The 17,743-nt window shown below is 64.8% G+C and carries 18 protein-coding genes and 1 pseudogene; 11 read left to right on the top strand and 8 right to left on the bottom strand.

Annotation, left to right across the window (positions count from 1 at the left end; translation table 11 throughout):
• Nucleotides 1-110: 110 nt before the first annotated feature.
• Together G6N59_RS26300 and G6N59_RS26295 are read left to right on the top strand one after the other, a co-directional pair.
• Nucleotides 111-617, top strand: coding sequence for an MTB12 family secreted protein (locus G6N59_RS26300; RefSeq protein ID WP_138229851.1), 507 nt, complete (start codon nucleotides 111-113; stop codon nucleotides 615-617).
• A 17-nt stretch (nucleotides 618-634) separates the two neighbouring features.
• On the top strand, nucleotides 635-1,162 hold the full coding sequence (locus G6N59_RS26295; protein ID WP_138229850.1) for a lipoprotein LppK: 528 nt from the start codon (nucleotides 635-637) through the stop codon (nucleotides 1,160-1,162).
• Between the two features lie 79 nt (nucleotides 1,163-1,241).
• On the opposite strand, the gene G6N59_RS26290 is transcribed toward G6N59_RS26295, so the two are convergent.
• The gene (locus tag G6N59_RS26290; protein WP_138229849.1) at nucleotides 1,242-2,099 is read right to left on the bottom strand and encodes a tRNA (adenine-N1)-methyltransferase; all 858 of its coding nucleotides are present in this window, start codon (nucleotides 2,097-2,099) and stop codon (nucleotides 1,242-1,244) included.
• Between the two features lie 107 nt (nucleotides 2,100-2,206).
• On the opposite strand from G6N59_RS26290, the gene G6N59_RS26285 reads away from it, so the two are divergent.
• Together G6N59_RS26285 and G6N59_RS26280 are read left to right on the top strand one after the other, a co-directional pair.
• Complete coding sequence (locus G6N59_RS26285; RefSeq protein WP_138229848.1) at nucleotides 2,207-3,043, top strand: RecB family exonuclease; 837 nt, start codon at nucleotides 2,207-2,209, stop codon at nucleotides 3,041-3,043.
• A complete protein-coding gene (locus G6N59_RS26280; RefSeq protein WP_138229847.1) occupies nucleotides 3,040-3,831 on the top strand; it encodes a thioesterase family protein in 792 nt (263 codons plus the stop codon). The genes G6N59_RS26285 and G6N59_RS26280 overlap by 4 nt, the downstream gene beginning before the upstream one ends.
• Nucleotides 3,832-4,498: 667 nt before the next feature.
• On the opposite strand, the gene G6N59_RS31680 is transcribed toward G6N59_RS26280, so the two are convergent.
• On the bottom strand, nucleotides 4,499-4,627 hold the full coding sequence (locus tag G6N59_RS31680; RefSeq protein WP_280109132.1) for a hypothetical protein: 129 nt from the start codon (nucleotides 4,625-4,627) through the stop codon (nucleotides 4,499-4,501).
• Between the two features lie 155 nt (nucleotides 4,628-4,782).
• Between G6N59_RS31680 and G6N59_RS26275 the strand changes: the two genes are divergently transcribed.
• Nucleotides 4,783-5,607, top strand: coding sequence for a hypothetical protein (locus tag G6N59_RS26275; protein ID WP_138229846.1), 825 nt, complete (start codon nucleotides 4,783-4,785; stop codon nucleotides 5,605-5,607).
• Between the two features lie 171 nt (nucleotides 5,608-5,778).
• Nucleotides 5,779-5,964 (top strand): annotated as a pseudogene (locus G6N59_RS30920) (DUF5709 domain-containing protein); the annotation flags it as partial.
• A 118-nt stretch (nucleotides 5,965-6,082) separates the two neighbouring features.
• On the opposite strand, the gene G6N59_RS26265 reads toward G6N59_RS30920, so the two are convergent.
• Both G6N59_RS26265 and G6N59_RS26260 read right to left on the bottom strand, forming a co-directional pair.
• Nucleotides 6,083-7,309, bottom strand: coding sequence for an NRAMP family divalent metal transporter (locus G6N59_RS26265; RefSeq protein ID WP_197907894.1), 1,227 nt, complete (start codon nucleotides 7,307-7,309; stop codon nucleotides 6,083-6,085).
• 185 nt (nucleotides 7,310-7,494) lie between these two features.
• A complete protein-coding gene (locus tag G6N59_RS26260) occupies nucleotides 7,495-7,965 on the bottom strand; it encodes a hypothetical protein (protein ID WP_234884168.1) in 471 nt (156 codons plus the stop codon).
• Between the two features lie 425 nt (nucleotides 7,966-8,390).
• Here G6N59_RS26260 and G6N59_RS26255 point away from each other — a divergent pair, with 425 nt between their 5' ends.
• From G6N59_RS26255 to G6N59_RS26240, 4 genes are all read left to right on the top strand, one after another.
• Nucleotides 8,391-9,605, top strand: a complete 1,215-nt coding sequence (locus tag G6N59_RS26255) for an acyl-CoA dehydrogenase family protein (protein ID WP_138229845.1) — start codon at nucleotides 8,391-8,393, stop codon at nucleotides 9,603-9,605.
• 4 nt (nucleotides 9,606-9,609) lie between these two features.
• Nucleotides 9,610-10,743, top strand: a complete 1,134-nt coding sequence (locus G6N59_RS26250) for an LLM class flavin-dependent oxidoreductase (protein WP_138229844.1) — start codon at nucleotides 9,610-9,612, stop codon at nucleotides 10,741-10,743.
• A gap of 2 nt (nucleotides 10,744-10,745) precedes the next feature.
• Nucleotides 10,746-11,945, top strand: coding sequence for an acyl-CoA dehydrogenase family protein (locus tag G6N59_RS26245; RefSeq protein WP_138230061.1), 1,200 nt, complete (start codon nucleotides 10,746-10,748; stop codon nucleotides 11,943-11,945).
• Between the two features lie 65 nt (nucleotides 11,946-12,010).
• Nucleotides 12,011-13,285: an MFS transporter gene (locus G6N59_RS26240; protein WP_138229843.1), complete on the top strand. Its 1,275-nt coding sequence runs from the start codon at nucleotides 12,011-12,013 to the stop codon at nucleotides 13,283-13,285.
• A 447-nt stretch (nucleotides 13,286-13,732) separates the two neighbouring features.
• Here the strand turns inward: G6N59_RS26240 and G6N59_RS26235 are convergent, their stop codons facing one another.
• The 3 genes from G6N59_RS26235 to G6N59_RS26225 all read right to left on the bottom strand — a co-directional run bounded on the left by G6N59_RS26235 (nucleotide 13,733) and on the right by G6N59_RS26225 (nucleotide 15,404).
• On the bottom strand, nucleotides 13,733-14,119 hold the full coding sequence (locus G6N59_RS26235; RefSeq protein ID WP_138229842.1) for a hypothetical protein: 387 nt from the start codon (nucleotides 14,117-14,119) through the stop codon (nucleotides 13,733-13,735).
• A 611-nt stretch (nucleotides 14,120-14,730) separates the two neighbouring features.
• The gene (locus G6N59_RS26230) at nucleotides 14,731-15,195 is read right to left on the bottom strand and encodes a zinc ribbon domain-containing protein (protein WP_163911783.1); all 465 of its coding nucleotides are present in this window, start codon (nucleotides 15,193-15,195) and stop codon (nucleotides 14,731-14,733) included.
• Between the two features lie 38 nt (nucleotides 15,196-15,233).
• Nucleotides 15,234-15,404 (bottom strand): hypothetical protein, encoded by a 171-nt coding sequence (locus G6N59_RS26225; RefSeq protein WP_163911780.1) that lies wholly within the window; start codon nucleotides 15,402-15,404, stop codon nucleotides 15,234-15,236.
• 688 nt (nucleotides 15,405-16,092) lie between these two features.
• Between G6N59_RS26225 and G6N59_RS26220 the strand changes: the two genes are divergently transcribed.
• The gene (locus G6N59_RS26220; protein WP_170212381.1) at nucleotides 16,093-16,518 is read left to right on the top strand and encodes a helix-turn-helix transcriptional regulator; all 426 of its coding nucleotides are present in this window, start codon (nucleotides 16,093-16,095) and stop codon (nucleotides 16,516-16,518) included.
• Between the two features lie 724 nt (nucleotides 16,519-17,242).
• Here the strand turns inward: G6N59_RS26220 and G6N59_RS26215 are convergent.
• Entirely contained in the window at nucleotides 17,243-17,623 is a 381-nt protein-coding gene (locus G6N59_RS26215; protein WP_138229839.1) for a DUF6264 family protein, read from the bottom strand.
• Nucleotides 17,624-17,743 lie beyond the last annotated feature (120 nt).

Here is a 17,743-nt window from a genome sequence, read left to right as displayed (position 1 = left end):
GCTACCGGCGATCTGCCATTCATGGGCGTCGAAGGATTCGCGACACACGGGTGTTGCTCTGACCGCGCTGTTAACCTCATACGCAAGTCGGGCTCATCGAAAGGACCGCAGTGATCGTCAAATCCCTCGTCACCGGCATCGCAGCCACCGCCCTCGTCGGTGCGGCAGCCGTCGGTACGACTGTGGCTTCGCAGACGGCCATCCCGACCACTGGGACGCGGGCGGCGGTCGCGCCGGTCGTTCGCCAGGTGCCGCTGCCGCAGGCGCCCGCGCCGGGCCTGCAGACGTCACTGGTGTCGACGCTCACCGGGTTGACGGCCGCCGGGAGCTTCGCCGGTTCCAAGGGCAGCTACATCCAGGGCGGCGTCGGCCGCCTTGAGGCCATCACCGCCGACCGGGCGTACAGCAACGCTGTCAAGCAAGGCGTGTTCCCCATGAGCTTCGCCGTTGCCGACATCGACGACCTCGGAGACGGCACCGCGACGGCCAACGTGACAGCCACTGCCGCCACCGGCGCCACCGCGTCTGAGCCGCTGACCTTCGTCGCCGGCCCCAGCCCCACCGGCTGGCAACTCTCCAAGGGGTCGGCCATGGCCCTGCTGTCGTCGGTGAAGTAGGCATCAGGAGCAGCCCGGTGAAGCCGACCCGAGGGACCTTCATCGCCATCATCGCGGCGGCGATCGGGTTGGCCGGGTGCAGTGAACACGTCGAGCCGCCCGCCGACCCGATGCCCCGTTCCCTGCTCACCACCGACGCCAAGTCGCCCGCGGCAGCGCCGCTGCCGTCGCCCGACGCGCTTACGGCCGTGCTGTACAAGATCGCCGACCCCGCGGTGCCTTCGGCACAAAAGATCGGGCTGATCCAATACGGCACCGCCGAGGATCAGACCGGGTTGGACAACTTCACCAGGGCACTGCACGACAACGGCTTCAATCCGATGAACGTGACGGCGACGGACCTGCTGTGGTCGGCCGGGCAGCCGGGCGACATCATCGCCACGATCACGATGAGTTCCGTCGCCGCACCGGACAACAAGTTCACGTTCCCCATGGAGTTCAGCCCCATTCGCGACTCCTGGCAGCTGAATCGGCAGACCGCGAACATGCTGCTGAAGCTGGGGCAGCCGGGCGGCCCTGACGCCGCGACACCCCCGGGTCACTGAGCTGTCGATGTGGGTCGGATGGCGGCCGGTTTGAGATCGAGTTGTTGTCGGTCCGGCGGGGTCCGGTCAGCAGTGCGGACTAGATATTGCGCTTACGCCGCAGCGGCTGCGGCGTCACTGCGCCCGGTGCCAGTCGGCGCGCGCTGATCAGGAACGCCGTGTGGCCGCGCATCGAATGCTGCGGACGCACCGCCAGGCCGACGACGTCCCAGCCGCGCTGCAACGATTCCCACGACCGCGGTTCGGTCCAGCACTGCTGCTCACGCAGCGCCTCGACCGTCTTCGACAGCTGCGTGACGGTCGCGACATAGACGATCAGGACGCCGCCCGGCACGAGCGCCTTCGAGACCGTCTCCAACACATCCCACGGCGCCAGCATGTCGAGCACAACGCGATCGACCTGGCCACCCCCCGTCGCTTCGCTCGCCCCCGGCGCACCGTCATAGTCGTTGAGGTCGGCGATGACCAGGTTCCAGTTCTCGGGCCGCTCGCCGAAGAAGGTCTCGACATTGCGCACGGCATGCACGGCATGGTCGTCGCGCACCTCGTAGGACGTCACAGAACCGCCGGGGCCAACAGCCCGCAGCAGCGAACAGGTCAGCGCACCGGAGCCGGCGCCGGCTTCCAAAACCCTTGCGCCCGGGAAGATGTCGCCTTCGTGCACGATCTGCGCCGCGTCCTTCGGGTAGATCACCTGCGCACCGCGCGGCATCGACAGGACGTAGTCGATCAGCAGCGGGCGCAGCACCAGGAACGGGTCGCCGTTGGTGGATTTCACGACGCTGCCCTCAGGCTGGTCGATCACCGAATCATGGGCGACGATGCCGCGATGGGTGTGGAATTCCCCACCGGTCGCCAGCACCATCGTGTAGTGCCGGCCTTTGGCGTCGGTCAGTTGGACGCGGTCGCCGACGGTGAAGGGTCCGGTGATTCGCACCGGGTCAGCCTGCCAGCCGACCCGTTCCGGCAGACGGCCGGGGTTCGCGAATTCTGCGGACGGCCCGGCTGAGCCGATTTGTCGCTGCCGCGACCTAAGCTGCTCGCATGACTACCCCCACCGCCCCTGTCCGACGGCCGGCACTCTCGCCGTCGCGGGCCGGTGACTTCAAACAGTGCCCGCTGCTCTACCGGTTCCGGGCCATCGACCGGCTGCCGGAGCCGCCGTCGACCGCGCAGTTGCGCGGTTCGGTGGTGCACGCCGCGTTGGAACAGCTGTACGCGCTGCCCGCCACCGACCGGGTACCGGAGACCGCGTTGTCGCTGGTGACGCCGGCGTGGGATGCGGTGCTCGCCGAGAAGCCCGAGCTCGCCGAAGAGATCGCGCCCGAGCGACGGGAGGCGCTCCTCGACGAGGCTCGTACGTTGTTGTCGGGGTACTACCGGCTCGAGGACCCGACGCGTTTCGACCCGCACAGCTGCGAACAACGCGTCGAGGTCGAGCTGTCCGACGGTACGCTGCTGCGCGGATTCGTCGACCGGATCGACGTGGCGCCGACCGGCGAACTGCGGGTGGTCGACTACAAGACCGGCAAGGCGCCACCTGAAGCCCGGGCGCTGGCCGAGTTCAAGGCGATGTTCCAGATGAAGTTCTACGCGGTGGCGCTGCTCCGCCTGCGCGGAGTGGTGCCCGCGAGGCTGCGGTTGCTGTATCTGGCCGACGGTCAGGTGCTCGACTACAGCCCTGATCTTGCCGAGTTGGAGAGGTTCGAGAAGACGCTGATGGCCATCTGGCAAGCCATCCAGAAGTCAGGCGAGACGGGCGACTTCCGGCCCAACCCATCGAAGCTGTGTTCCTGGTGCACGCACCAACAGCTGTGCCCCGCCTTCGGTGGCTCTCCCCCGCCCTATCCCGGCTGGCCCGAGAATTTCGGGGCCGCATGATCGACTGCTACTACCGTCGGCGGGGCGCCGACGGCGATCTGCAGCGCTTCGAATCGACCGAGGGCACCGGCAGTAACTGGGATGCGAACATCCAGCACGGTTCGCCGCCGCTGGCGCTGCTGACCAAGTCGATCGAAGAGCTGGCCGCCGGCAGCGGCATGCAGGTGGGCCGGCTGACCCTGGACATTCTCGGCGCCATTCCCGTTGCGCCCGTTGCGGTTCGGGCGTGGGTGTCGCGGCCCGGATCACGGATCTGCATGATGACCGCGGAGATGACGGCCGCCCAGCCTGATGGTTCCGAGCGGGCGGTAGCGCGGATGTCGACGTGGCTGATCGCCCCCAGCGACACCCGCGACGCCGTACTGGACCGTTACCCGCCCATGACCCAGGTGCCCGATACCGGGTTCCGGCATCACTGGCAGGGCCGGCCCGGCTATCTGGAGACCGTCACCTGGGTGCCGCAACCCGACGACGCCAACGCCTCCGTGGTGTGGATGCGACCATTGATCTCGCTGGTGGACGACGAGGAGATGACCGATCTGCAGCGGCTGGCGATGGTCGTCGATTCCGCGAATGGCGTTGGCGCCGAGCTGGATCCGAATGAGTTCGTGTTCATGAACACCGACACCACGGTGCACCTGCACCGCACCCCGGTGGGCCCGGAATTCTGTCTACGGGCCCGCGGCTCGATCGGTCCGGACGGCCTCGGGTCGACGACGGCCGAGCTGTTCGACAAGCAGGGGTTCATCGGAACCTCGGCGCAGACGCTGTTGGTGCAGCGGCGCTGACCACACGTGCCGAGACAACACACGGCACGCGCCTGAGCACTTCACAAATACGCCGGTATAGGAAATTGTGCAGACCGGCCCCAAGTCACGCCGAAGGCGCTCATGCTGTAGGCGTGGAGGGTGTGGAGGGGTCGAAGCCTGCCGATCAAAGCCGGGGTCGCTTGTGGATTGCGGTCGGACTCTCGCTGACCGCATTGGCCGTGATCCTATTCGGGGTAATCATCGCATCGCACTCAGGAAGCAAGACCACGTCGTTACCCCACCCGCCGAGCACGTCGGTCCCACCTCCTCTCGAGCCGCGCATCACAATTGTTCCGCGTGACCCCAACAAGTCGCTCGGGACGCCACCCGAGACCCAAATAACGGTCCGACCCGATGCCGGGGAGCCTCAGAAGCCCATCACCGTGACCGCGCCTGCGCCGCAATCCCCCGTCACCGTCACCGTGCAGGCGCCAACGACGGTGGCCGCCCCACCACTCACCGGTGCTCAACCTGGCCCGGCCGCGAGTGCGCCTAGCGCAATTGGTTGGCCCGCCATGGTCAGCGCCGTCGCGACGTTACTCGTTGCGGCAACCGGGCTGATCACCGCGGTAACCGGATTGGTGAAAGTCATGCGTGCCAAAGCCTCAACCAAATCTGCTGCGACATAACGGATTTACCCGCACGGTCATGCCACGTTCGCCTCCCGAGGCCCGCCGACCACGACGACGTCGCCACCTTCCAGCGGCACCGCCCGGCCGATCATCTGACCGCTGACGTAGGCGCCGGAAGGCGCCGCCCGATCACCCCTCGGCAAATGATCTGTGTGCACCCACACCGCGGTCGGCGGGCCCATGGCTCGGCATATATGTAGCCCACCTTGGCATTCGGTGACTTAAGTCCCCCAACGTGGGGCCTTACGCGAGTCGCTCAGCTATCGAGTTCAGGCGTATTCACAACGAAGGCATCTGAATGACCAACGGTGCCGATGGGCCGCCGACCGCCGACCCAGTCGCCGGCCTGGAGATGAACCCGACCACGCTCAGGTCCTGGACGATTGACCAGGAGCCCGATCCGCCGGTTCGTTACCGATCGAAGCAGAAAGAGCAGAACTTAACGAAAGCTGATATAGCTATGAATCTCGCATATTCCACCAGAACGGGCGTCGTTCTTCCGTCCACCAGCCCGACGCTGTTGCGCGTTGCTGACTACGACTTCGGTGATGATGATTCGGCCGGTCTCCCGTTCGGCATGTCCCGGATCGAGGCTCCGATGTCCCAAGTGATCACCGATGAGGTCGACGGCGCCAGCCGGTACCTCACACTGGAGGTCGAAATACTCCTCATCGCCGCCCTCGGACGTGCGATCGACCGGGTGATCGGCCCGGGCCAGATCGTCCTCGACGTGGCCGCGGCAGACGAACGCGCAGGCGGCGCCCTGGCCGTTGTGCGCCGAATCCCGCTGCAGTGCGTGTCGTACGAAACGGTTTCGGCCACGGAAATGCTGCGCGGTGTTTGCGACGCATTCGGCCAGGCGATCGCCGATCCGGACCACGTGTCGGAAGTGTTTTTCAGCTACGGCATGACGCCCATCAATGGGGCTCACCCGGGGCCGGCTCATCTACTGGAGTTACGTGCCTACCGTGGCGATGGACTACTGCAACTGGACTGGTGGTACGCATCCAGCCGGTTTTCGGCCAATACCATCGAAGAACTGGCGGAACAGTTCACACTCGCCGCGATCGAGCTGACCGCTGAGGCTGAGCCAACGGTTCGTACGCCGGCAATCGACAGGTAACCCGGCAGCACGCGAGTACCGACGGGGTTCGCTGACGCGTATCGCAGGGGTTAAGGGGGGCACGCCTGCGTGGACCCCCGAGCCGGCGCCTGCGCTGCGGATCCGTCCCAAGGCCGAATGGCCCTAGATCGGGTGCTCGCCGCGGTGAATTATCAAGCTGCGTGAGGAGCGGAATTTCCGCAACGAAGAGAGGTCGGCAGCGCGCGAGCAGGTCGACTTGTCGCACCGGACTTGGGGTTTGGCGAAGACACCGAGGCAGAGCTGATCGCTGAGGATGTCGGCATCAGCGGTGGCGCAGCTTCCGCTGAGGAAGCCGCCGTTCATATCATCGACGACGACGTGCTGCCACGCTCGTAGTTCCGATCCGCTGCGATTGGCCGCAGGAGGACAACGGAAGCCTGCTGGACAATCGAAATCACTCCACATCGGGTCCGCGAGAACAGCAGATGCGCCCCAATCCCGGTGAACGGCGCCGTCACGCACCGGTCACGAGCGAGCCGAGCAACGCCACGGCGCACACCCCCATGATCATCACCATCGCCCAGCCCATGACGTTGGCAAAGCGTTTGTTGACGTGCTCACCCATGATCGATCGGTTGTTGCCGACCAACGTGATCAGCGCCATCAGCGGAGGAGCCAGTACCCCGTTGACCGCGGCGGCGTAGTACAACATCCGGAACGGCGGAATCCCGATGAAATTCAGAGCGACACCGACAATCGTGGCCAACGCGATCACGAGGTAGAAAGCCCGGGCTTCGCGGAAGGTGTACCCGAGCCCGGCTTTCCAGCCCAGCGCCTCCGACAGCGCGTAGGACGCCGAGCCCGTCAAGGTGGGCACGGCGAGAAAGCCGACCCCGATGATGCCGATCGCGAATAGCAGGAACGCAAAGTCGCCGGCAAGTGGCCGTAGTGCGGCGGCGGCCTGATCCGGTGTGTCAACACTGAACACGCCCGCTTGATGAAGGGTGGAGGCGCACGTCAGGATGATGAAGAACTGCACGAAATTCGAAAAGCCCATGCCGACCGTGGTGTCGACCCTCATGTTGCGAATGTCCCTGTCGTGCACCACCGGAACACCCTTGCCGTAGAACTGCATTCGGCCACGGGCGTAATCCTCTTCTGCCTCCTGGTCGGCCTGCCAGAAGAAGCAGTAGGGCGTGATCGTGGTGCCCAGGACGGCGACGATGTTGAGCACGTAGTCGCGCGACCACTCGACATGCGGAACGAATGTGCTCACCGCCACCGTGGGCCACCAAGGATGATGAATGACGAAGGCCGCCATGACATATGCGAGCAGGCTCAGGCTCGCATACTTCAGGAATCGGGCATACGCGGGGTACGGGACGAAAATCTGCAGCAGGAGTGAGACGCCCACGATTACCGCGAGCCAAGCCAGGAATGGGACGTGCACGAGCATCTGACCAGTGGCCGCCATCGCTCCCAGGTCGGCACCAACGTTGACGATGTTGGCGACCATGAGCAGGGACACAGCGACGAAAAGCACCCGACGCGAATAATGTTCGCGAAGCACCGACGCCAGGCCATGGCCGGTGACCATTCCGATTCGGCCACAAATCTCCTGGATCGCCACCATGAACGGATATGTCCAGGCAGCCACCCATAGCTGGGAGTAGCCGAACTGCGCCCCGGTCTGGCTGTATGTCTGGATACCGGACGGATCATCGTCGGACGATCCCGTCACGAACCCCGGACCAAGGACCCGCCACGCCGCAGACGCCCGGGCACGCAGTGACGCACGCGGCCCGCGAGACGTCATCGCAGCCGCGACGGGCAATGACTGCTTTTTCTCGGTCTGACTCTCATTTGTCATCTCTGCGGCAAGGTCGGCAGCCGGCGAGTCGAGGCCTGGCCGCAGGCGGTCGGGATTCACGCAGCGCGGGGCATCTCAGGTGCAGCGCCCGCGGATTGGTGCGAATCCGGATGGCTGCGGACGGGAGCCCACCCGACGTACGTCAGGTACAGGCCGACCACTGCGACCAACGCCGAGCCTGCCTGCCACCACGCAGCGGCACTGAGCGCAGAGTGGCCCATGGACAGATAGGCCTGCGGGAAGGCCATCAGCGCGATGCCCTTGACGATGCTCAGCCAGCCGAGCAGCGACACGATGGCGGCGGCCGGTCCACGCCAATAGGGATGCAGGACGATGACGACAAGGCCCATCGGCAGAACAAACGCACCGGCGACCCACGGCCATACGACATCCGCTGTGAACGCGTCGATCATCGAACGCATGTAGGCGGTTCGACCGATCATGGTCAGTGCCGCGATGAACAGATACGGACCCAATACGCGGGCGAACAGACGCGTCCGCGACTGGATGTGCGGTGTGATGCTCATGGCTACCTCCGTCGAAGGGACCCGTTGCCAAGACGATGACATGCCCCAGCATGACAGGGCGGCCAACCTCTCGTATGGCCATCTCATCGCGTGGCGACAACAGTCCAGTAGGGACCGAAGTCCCCAATCGTTCGCCGATCGTCAGACGATCGCGGGAATCGAAGTCGGTTGCGGCGACACCGTTCTGGCCTGTGTCGCCGCCGCGAACCGCTGCCCGTCCCGCCTAGACTGACCACCTCGTTGGAATCAGAATGATCTTTAGCGGAATCGACGCCACCGCCGGTGGTCAGGCCTCTTCCGCGCGCTCACACCGAATCCAGGGCCACACCGCGTGGCGTTTTTCGTCTCTATATTCCTGAGCGAACCGCCTGAATTCGCCACTGCCCTTTGGCTTGTGGCCGCGTTACGTCTCCGGGAGTTGAGCCATGACTGTTCTGACTACGACCGCCCCTGCTGCCGACGGTGTCGTCGCCGACGTGTTGGCTACCGCAGACCGGGTCGCCGACGAGCTGCGCGAGACCGCCGCCGCGCGGGACCGGGCGAACGCCGCGCCGCGTGACGAGATCGAGCTACTGCGCCGCAACGATCTGCTGCAGGTGCAGGAGCCGGTCGAATACGGCGGTTCGGGCTTCAATTACGCACAGGCGGTCCAGGTGACGAGACGGATCGCCCGCGGTGACACGTCGATCGCCCATCTCATCGGCTACCACTACGCCCAGACCCGGATCGCGTCGCTCTTCGGGACGCCCGCTCAAGCTGACGCGCTCTCCCGGAAAAACGCAGCCGAAAAGCTGTTCTGGGGTGGAATTCAAAATCCTCGCGGAGGCTCCGATCTGGTTTTGACCCGCGACGGCAACGGGTTCCGGCTGAACGGCAGCCGCACGTTCGCCAGCGGCGCGAGTACCGGCGATCAGCTGTCCGTCACGGCTTCACTCGACGGCGGTCTGGTGTTTCTGTCGCTCGACGTGCGTGGCGGCCGTCAGGGATTCACCTTCCTTGATGACTGGGACAACATCGGTCAGCGTCTGACGGACTCGGGCGGTGTCCGCGTCGTCGACGCTCGGATCGAGCATGACGAAGTGCTCGGCGAAGAACCGTTCGCCGGTTCGGATCCCACGCCGTACCAGACTCTGGTGACGCCCCACTGGCAGTTGGCTTTCGTGAATTTCTACCTCGGTACCGCTGAAGGGGCCCTGGCCGAGGCGTTCGATTGGACCCGGACCCACGGCTCTGCGTGGGAATCCTCGGGAGTCGAGCGGGCCACCGACGACCCCTACGTCCTGCAGACCGTCGGCGAGCTCGTCAGCCAGGTGCGGGCTGCCGCACTGCTGGCCGACCGGGCCGGCGATGCCCTGCAAGCCGCGCTGGACTTCGGGCCGGCCCTGTCCGAAGACCAGCGCGCGGAAGCCGCCGTGGCCATCTACGAAGCCAAGTACCTTTCCACGAAGGTCGGCTTGGAAACCGCCAGCCGACTGTTCGAAATCCAGGGCGCACGCGCCACGTCGACCAAATACGGATTTGACCGGCACTGGCGCAACTTGCGCACCCACACGGTGCATGATCCGGTGGCGTACAAGGCCAAAGAGGTCGGTGACTGGACCCTCAACGGTCGTCGCCCCGAGTTCTCGCTGTACCGGTAGACCGATGGCGATCACTTTGCACTGGTTCCTGCCCACCAATGGTGATTCACGCAGCGACCTGAGTCTCGGCAACGCGGTCGGCGCGGCAGGCAGCCGGGCGGCTGCCTTCGGCGCGGACCGCGCGCCGGACCTCGATTACCTCAGCCTGGTGGCCGGTGCTGCGGAGCGGCTCGGGTTCACCGGGGCATTGACCCCCACCAGTAGCTGGTGTGAAGACGCCTGGGTGTTCACGGCGGCACTGACGCAGCGGACCGAGCGGTTCAAGTACCTGGTCGCATTCCGACCGGGCTTGCAGGCGCCGACCCTGGTCGCCCAGGCCGCCGCCACGTACCAGCGGATTTCGCGGAATCGATTGCTGCTCAACGTTGTTACGGGCGGCGATGATGTCGAGCAGCGCCGCTTCGGCGACTATCTCGGCAAAGCGGAGCGCTATGAGCGGGCCGCCGAGTTCCTCACGATCTTCCGGCAGCTGTGGGCCGGTGATCCGGTGACTTTTACCGGCAAACACCTGTCGGTGGAGAACGCGACCATCATTCCTGCCGACACCTTTCCTGACATCTACCTCGGCGGGTCTTCGGCCGAAGCTCTCGAGGTGGCCGCCGAACATGCCGACGTGTACCTGACGTGGGGTGAGCCACCTGCCCAGGTCGCCGAGAAGCTCGATGCGGTGCGCCACCAGGTCAAGAATCTGGGGAGGGCGCGGTTGGCCGCGGGAGAGCTGCGGTTCGGGATCCGCTTGCACGTCATCAGCCGCCCCACCGAAGCGGAGGCGTGGGCGCAGGCAGACAAGCTGCTGGCAGGTCTAGATGCCGAGAGCATCAGTCGCGCTCAGCAGATTCAACGCAATTCGCAGTCGGAGGGCCAGCGGCGGATGTCGGCCCTACACGGCGGCCGGACTGACAACTTGGAGGTGTCCCCCAACTTGTGGGCCGGTATCGGACTGGTTCGTGGCGGCGCCGGCACCGCGTTGGTGGGCAGTCATGAGCAGGTTGCCGACCGCATCGCCGAGTATCACGAGCTGGGTCTCGACGAATTCATCCTGTCCGGATATCCACATCTGGAAGAGGCCTACACCTTCGGCGAGGGCGTCGTCCCCATTCTCGCGGAACGTGGACTGCTTGCTGATCGGCGCTCTTGAGCATGGTGCGAACCTCGGCGCCCCGGACGCACGCGCACATCGTCGCTGTCGCAGAAGAATTCGCGACAGCGGTGAAACCCGCTGCGGCCGAACGTGATCGATCCGGCGCCGTGCCCCGCGCCGAGGTTTCCGACTTCGACGAGCTGAGGCTGCCGGCAATCACTGTGCCCGTCGACAATGGCGGAGATGGGCTGGGGCCCAAAACGCTGGCCGAGGTCATCCGGATCGTGGCGGCAGCCGATCCGGCCCTTGCCCAGGTGCCACAGGGGCATTACCTCGCCGTGGACATCCTGCGGCTGCTCGGCACGCCCCTGCAGCGAGACCGCATCCTGCCCGCCGTCGCCAAAGGGGCGCGCATCGCTCCGGTGCTCGCCGAACGCGGTGGTCATCACGCCCAGGAACTCAAAACGCGCCTGGCCAAAGACGGCGCGCGCTGGCGGGTCGATGGCACAAAGTACTACTGCACCGGTGCCATCACGTCTCATTGGCTGGCAGTCAGCGCGCTGGATCCAGCCGACCGTCTCGTGCTGGCGTTCGTCAAACGTGACGCACCAGGTGTGACCATCGACGAAGACTGGGCCGCCATGGGGCAACGCTCGACCGTGAGTGGGACCACCACTCTGGATGGCGTCACGATCGACGTCGAACTGGTCGTGCCCTATTGGTCGGCATTCGAGAAGCCGCAACTGCTCGGCGCACGTGCCCAGCTGGTCCACGCAGCCATCGAAGCCGGTATCGCGGAGGGCGCCCTGGCCGACGCCGGCGAGTTCGTCCGCACCCGCAGCCGCCCGTTCTTCGAGGCGGTGCGTTACGGACGGGCCAACACGGCAAGCGACGATCCGCACATCTTGCTGCGATTCGGCCAACTTGCCACCCGCGCTCGTGCAGCAACTCAGTTATTACGCTGGGCTGCAGTAGAACTCGAAGACATCGGTCTCGAAGTCAGTGATCCCGACGCTGCCGCGCACGGCTCGATAGCGGTTGCCCAGGCCAAAGCCTTCGCCAGTGACGTCGCCGTCGAGGTCGCCAGCCAGGTGTTCGCGCTGACCGGGGCAAGCGGAACCGACCGTCGTCATGGCCTCGACCGACACTGGCGCAACGCCCGCACTCACAGCGTGCACGATCCCGTCGACTGGAAGTACCACCACATCGGTGCGTGGGAGCTTTCCCGCGTGGCACCGCCGAATCACGGGCAGATCTGACGGCACTTGCGATCCTGCGGATTCTGAATATCCGGACGCTGATCGGTACCCGATAGCGTCGCCATATGGCCGCGAATCTGGAAGAGGCGCAAGCCGTTTCACCCTCGCTGAAATCGCAGCCGTTCAAGCCGGCGGTGTTCGTGGCGGTAACGGCTGGACTTGGGTACGGCTTTGACTCCTACGCCGTGAACATCTACGGCTTGGTGCTGCCCGAGATCAAGAAGACCCTCCAGATCACCGAGGCTCAGGCCGGCTATATCGGATCGATCTTCCTGGTCGGCTACACCATCGGGACAATCGGTTTCGGTTTCGCCGCCGACCGGTGGGGCCGCAAGGCCACGCTGGGTGCGTCGATCCTGCTCTACGGCATCACCACGGCATTGGCCGGCATCACCACGAACCTGGCGACATTCACCGGCCTGCGCTTCCTCACCGGCGTGGGCGGCGCCGGCGAACTGGCGGTCGGCGCGCCCTACACCGCCGAGGTCTGGCCGACCAAGACCCGGGCGATCGGCGTGGGCGGGGTGATCTTCTCGTTGTTCTCGCTCGGCTACGTCCTCGCTGCGGCGGTTGCACTTGTGCTGGTGCCACGATTCGGCTGGCAATCGGCCTTCATCGTCGCAATCGTCCCCGCGGTCATCTTGTTCCTTGTCCGCCAAGGCATTACCGAATCGCCGCGCTATACCGAGGTCAACGAAAAGCGAAAGCAGTACGGCACCCCGAGGGCGAAGCTCTGGAAACTACCCGGGGTACGCCGGCGCCTGATCGTGGGCTGGTTGATCTACACGGCGAACGCGGTTGGCTACTGGGGCTCCACCCTGTTTCTCACGACGTACATCGTCAAGCGATTTCACGCATCGACGACCGATGCGATTCGCTACGCCCTGGTGTTCTTTCTGCTGCAAGTCGTCTTCGTGTTCGTCGGCACGGCGTTGGCTGACAAATTCGGTCGCCGTCCATCGGCGGTCCTCGGCGCCGTCATCGCGGCCGGTTCCTCTGTCCTGGCGGCCACTTCGGACTCGCTGGCCGAATACCAGGTCTACGGAGCAATATCCATCGCCACCCTCGGATGGCTGTGGGGCGTCGGGGACACGTACATCTCCGAGTTGTTCCCAACCGTGCTGCGTGGCACTGGATTTGGTGTCGCCGTCGGGGGCGGCCGCATTGTGTCGATCGCCGCGCCGACCGTCGTCGGTTGGGCCATCGGCCATTACGGCGTACAGACGCCCTACCTGGCGCTGTCCGCCATATGGCTGCTCACCGTCGTCGGCTACCTGTTGGGTCCCGAGACCAAGGGCAAGGAGCTCGACGACCTCGCCGACGAGGCGCTGCGCGTCTGAGTGCGCCGCAGATCCCAATTTCGATGACACATCGCGCGGCTACAACAATGCGCCCTCTCGGGTGATCGACGGCAGCACCGGCGCCACGGCAGGTTGCTGCCCGAAGGGAATGCGACGGTAACGCCGCAGGACAACGGCAGCGATCAAAGCCACAGTGCCGCCAACGCCTACCGGTAGCGCGGTCGATTGACGGTCAGACAGTATCGATTGGCACTGCTCGACATAGTTGCTCGTCACGAACATGGGTCCGCCGCTGGTGTGCTGTTCGAAGTTGAGTCGGTCTTGTTCTTGAGCGACTTCGAGGCGCGGGTGAAAGCCGTTCCCGCATGGGATTGGGGATCCGGCCCGGTCCACAGCTCCTAGATGGATTGGGGTTGCGGTGGATAGCAGCGCGCCGAGGACCGCAGCGGTACCGGCGAGCGACAGTATGCGACTAAACATGTTGCTCTAGTTCCCCTCTCGAGATGGTATGCCTACACCGGGGCGGCGCTGCCCGACCGTCGAATCTGTGCATGGTTCAATGCGCGACGTTTGCTCGCTGGCGGTGCCAGGCCGGCCTATCCGCCGGCAGCCTTCGAGTTGGCGGACGAGCCGCTCGGAGATGGGGCCGTCGGGGTGGTGCAGTGCACGCCAGGCGTCCAGCTTTTCCATGAGGGCATCGGGAACCGTGAGTTGTTCGCGCTCGACGATGGCTATCAACGACTCGATTACGCCGCCGAACTCGCTGATGCCAAGGTTGACGTATGCGTTGTTGAGTTCTGCAGGTGTCAGGCGAGAACCGATGGATTCCACCAATTCCCACGCGACGTCGGCCTCGCTGGTCAACGAAATCATTGGTACTCCTTGCGCTTCGAGCGCTGTTCGTCTGCCGTGACGGGCTCGACGGCAGTCAGCAACATTCACTCGGTGGGTCATCTCGTGAGCGGTGAGTTCATCTGGAAAGTTCCGGAGTTTTCGCGAACCGTCGTGGTGGTACCACCGCTTTGTATGGTTAGTCGTTGCCGAGGGCGGGAACCGAACGTCCACATCGCGTGATCCAGGGCACACTAACGCGCCGGTACCAGCACGTACCTTCGCCGCGAGGTCAGCTGGCGTCGATACTGACATTTCGCCGTCAGGTTGCTGAGGGCGGTCGGATGCTCGCGTCCATGGGGGCTGTTGTGGTGGCGGCTCGACCGAAGCCATTCTGGCGGCGATGCGCGCCGACTGGTTCCGACGCGCTGCAGGCCGGGAACAGCTCGTTGTTCACGTTGTGCGTACACACCGCGGATCACCGGCCAGAGTCCCACCGGGACCGCGACCACGAGTGCCCAAGGAAGGACCTGTCCGAAGCCGAAGATGATGCTGTCTAGTGGGTTCTGTGGACCCGCCGTGACGGTCAGCGAGTATCGGCGGCACACATGGATCGCCGCGGACAAACCTGCACGAGTGTGGAAGGAATCGGTTCAGCTGCCCGAACGGTAGCGCCCCACCGCGAAACCGCAGTAGCCGCATAGCCGGGCACCGGCGGCGACCATTCGGGTGCACTTTGGGCAGCCGTCCGTGGCGCGCTCCGCCGATCTCTCGCCCGCGGCCGACGGTCGTTTGCACAGCAGCAGTGAACCGATCAGTGCGACAACCAATGCTGCCCCCGCGACGACCAGCGGCTTGTCAGCGAACGACCAGTTCCGCCACGACCGGCCCTCAAGGGCAATGCCGTAAACGATCTGAACGCTGACGAAGACACACACCGCCACAGGCAATACCGCCAGATCGGCGCGTCCGCGACTGACCCATAGAGCACTGCTGGCGATGCTGGCAGCGGCCGCGATGAGGAACCATCCGCCGGAGGTAAACGGAATCATCAACGCGCCGAAAAGGATTCCCGTGGCGCCTGCCAGCGCGAGCAGCAACCCGACTCGGGCGATCATAGGCATTCCTCTTCACTTTCTTTGCTGCGTAATGCGTTTCAGTTTTTGCCACAGATGTCGAGAACCTGCTTGGATTCGCTGAACATCCGCTCGGGCCAGTCAACAGCGAGGGCGCCGGCCGTGACCGCGGCAAGGACCAGCCCGCTCGGTATGGCGAGCAGCAGGCGCCGACGCGTCGACATGACGTGTGGAAGTTCGGCGTCGGTCACTACCACCGCTATACCGCCGCTACCGGCGACCATCGGCTGCGCGTCAGTGGCCGCCACACCCGCGGCAAATACGCGCAACGGCGCAGATACAGCGAACACGGCCGATGGCGCCGCAAGACGACACGACGGCCCAATGCAGCACAGCATGTGCAATCCCCCTTGCGAACACAGGCCGCAAGCCCCCCGGCTCGCCTACACTTCGCGCGATAAAGCAAACAATCACATGAGCGGACTCGCTCGTCAACTCCTGCCGCGCGGTCGACACCGGAAACCGGCGGCGCATCCGCCCTCCCCGCACCTGCGATTGCACCAGGCACGACCGGGCTCTCGGCAGCCGCCGGAGCAGAACGTCAGTTGCCCACCAACCGGAAGCTAGAGCCGAACGTCCCAACATCCGTGCCAACGCGGTGAAACACACCACATGAACAGAATGCCGAATCTGTGTAAACATTCCTATGCACGCACCAGTTGGGTGCGGTGTGCAGTCGCTCTGGGGAGGGCGACAGATCAAGGGGGGAACTGCCGCGTGACCATGTCTGTTCGACCGAGTCGTGATCGCCGAGATACCAACATGATTGGCCTGGATTGGCTTGCCGATGTGGTACCCGAAGCGATGGCCGACATCCGCAACTCAGGCGGTGACACGCAGGCCTCAGATCACACCGACCAGGTCCGCGGCACCTACCGAATGCGACGTCGCCGCGCGACGGGGCCAATCGAGCCCGGCTCCGTGGCAGCGCGTCTGAACCGGTTGTTTGACACGGTCCGTCCGCCCGGCCGCGGACCGCTGCGCAACTTTGAGGTTATTAATGCCCTGCGCGCCCGCGGGATTGAGATGTCTGCGCCGTACCTGTCCCAGTTGCGCGCCGGCAGCCGCAGCCATCCGCGCCTAGATACGCTGCGTCCGCTCGCCGATTTCTTCGGCGTGTCCGTCGCCTATTTCACCGACTCCAGCAGCGCCTACACCAGGTACTTGGAGGCCGAATTGTGTTGGCTGGAAATGGCACACGACCCGCAGGTCCGCCAGATCACCACGGCGTTGCTCAGTCTGCCGCCCGATGTCCGCGAGGACATCCTGAAGTCCGCAGAGTCCGGGCACAGCGCCGCTGAATAGACGTCTGGCGATCGCGCGCTGGCCGACATCGGTATCCGTGCTGTCGCCGAGGTGACATTCACACAGTCGTCGCCGTTGACGACGCCCTGAATGTGTTGTGCGGGTGGGCGTTTACTCACGGTCGTTCGGTCGCGATCACTGGGTCGCGGGATTTGTGATGCTTCCGGTAGCCACGTAGCCGCGTGATTCAGCGGACGCATCGCTGGTGTGGTCCATTAGGGTGACCCAGATGGGGCCTGATGCTGCTGGGGGAATGTCTGGCCAAGCTGATCGAGAAGATCCATCGTCTGGCGAGTTGGCGCATCCGCAGACGCGGCGGATATTGAGTGTGTACGCCGCGTTGGGTTCCGGCCCGTTCGAGTTGATCGGTGCGGCGTTCGGCCGCCTCATCGAAAAGACGCGGCGTGCCCCTGAGCCGATTCGGCGAATACTGTGGGGTCAACGACGCTGACTGCGCGTGTGATCATCGAAAACCGTTGGGGCCGAACGACTGACAACGAGATGCAGACACACATTCCCACTCGGCGCGTCGACCACGGTGGTTGATGCTCGCGGGCCTCGCCGTGCTCGTCATCGACGTCAGGTTGGCCACCTAGGGAAATGCACCGGGACTCTACCCATGCCCCGCCCCTTTACCCTCCCCTGGGCCGATGATACTGATTGCACGCGGACGCTTCCGTCCGCTACTTTCAGCGCCGTTACCTGTCCCTACTGGGGCGGATGTTCAATGGAGCGGCCCCGATTGCGCGGCCAAATGCCACGCGCCAACGATGACCGCCCACTGAATAACACAACCGAGCAATGGCAGCCAGAAGCCGATCCTCCTGCGCACCAACATGATCAGTCCCGCAGCGGTGAGCGCGCCCGCGACCGCGACGGCCGCGATCTGCATCCAGATGGCCCAGGCGATCCATTTCTCGTCACCGCAGGCCTGGTAGGTGCAGTTGTCGATGCTCATCGGCAACACGATGCAGCTGAGCAGCGCTGCGACGGCACCGGCGAGCTGAATGACGATCAGCACCACGATGGCGACGCCGTCAGCGGTGCGCGCTCGCGTGCTGACCGCCGCCTGGGGCGCCGGTGCGGGCGTGGGGCTGGTTTCCATCGGTGCTCTCAACGATCCCCCGTTGATCTTGACACTGCCAATTATGACCGTCGAGCGTCGGTCAAGGCGGCCGGTTCGCCGACAACGACCGCAACTACAATATGTGTTTGCATCTATATA

It is taken from the genome of Mycolicibacterium aubagnense (genome assembly GCF_010730955.1).
Lineage (GTDB): Bacteria > Actinomycetota > Actinomycetes > Mycobacteriales > Mycobacteriaceae > Mycobacterium > Mycobacterium aubagnense.
This window is presented reverse-complemented; position numbering and strand designations above follow the sequence as displayed.

Coding starts and splice junctions, on each gene's coding strand:
- G6N59_RS26245 (WP_138230061.1), top strand. CDS start 10,746: ATGGTGCGAACCTCGGCGCCCCGGACGCACGCGCACATCGTCGCTGTC.
- G6N59_RS26255 (WP_138229845.1), top strand. CDS start 8,391: ATGACTGTTCTGACTACGACCGCCCCTGCTGCCGACGGTGTCGTCGCC.
- G6N59_RS26220 (WP_170212381.1), top strand. CDS start 16,093: ATGCGACGTCGCCGCGCGACGGGGCCAATCGAGCCCGGCTCCGTGGCA.
- G6N59_RS26240 (WP_138229843.1), top strand. CDS start 12,011: ATGGCCGCGAATCTGGAAGAGGCGCAAGCCGTTTCACCCTCGCTGAAA.
- G6N59_RS26280 (WP_138229847.1), top strand. CDS start 3,040: ATGATCGACTGCTACTACCGTCGGCGGGGCGCCGACGGCGATCTGCAG.
- G6N59_RS26230 (WP_163911783.1), bottom strand. CDS start 15,195: ATGATCGCCCGAGTCGGGTTGCTGCTCGCGCTGGCAGGCGCCACGGGA.
- G6N59_RS26285 (WP_138229848.1), top strand. CDS start 2,207: ATGACTACCCCCACCGCCCCTGTCCGACGGCCGGCACTCTCGCCGTCG.
- G6N59_RS26260 (WP_234884168.1), bottom strand. CDS start 7,965: ATGAGCATCACACCGCACATCCAGTCGCGGACGCGTCTGTTCGCCCGC.
- G6N59_RS26275 (WP_138229846.1), top strand. CDS start 4,783: ATGACCAACGGTGCCGATGGGCCGCCGACCGCCGACCCAGTCGCCGGC.
- G6N59_RS26250 (WP_138229844.1), top strand. CDS start 9,610: ATGGCGATCACTTTGCACTGGTTCCTGCCCACCAATGGTGATTCACGC.
- G6N59_RS26215 (WP_138229839.1), bottom strand. CDS start 17,623: ATGGAAACCAGCCCCACGCCCGCACCGGCGCCCCAGGCGGCGGTCAGC.
- G6N59_RS26235 (WP_138229842.1), bottom strand. CDS start 14,119: ATGATTTCGTTGACCAGCGAGGCCGACGTCGCGTGGGAATTGGTGGAA.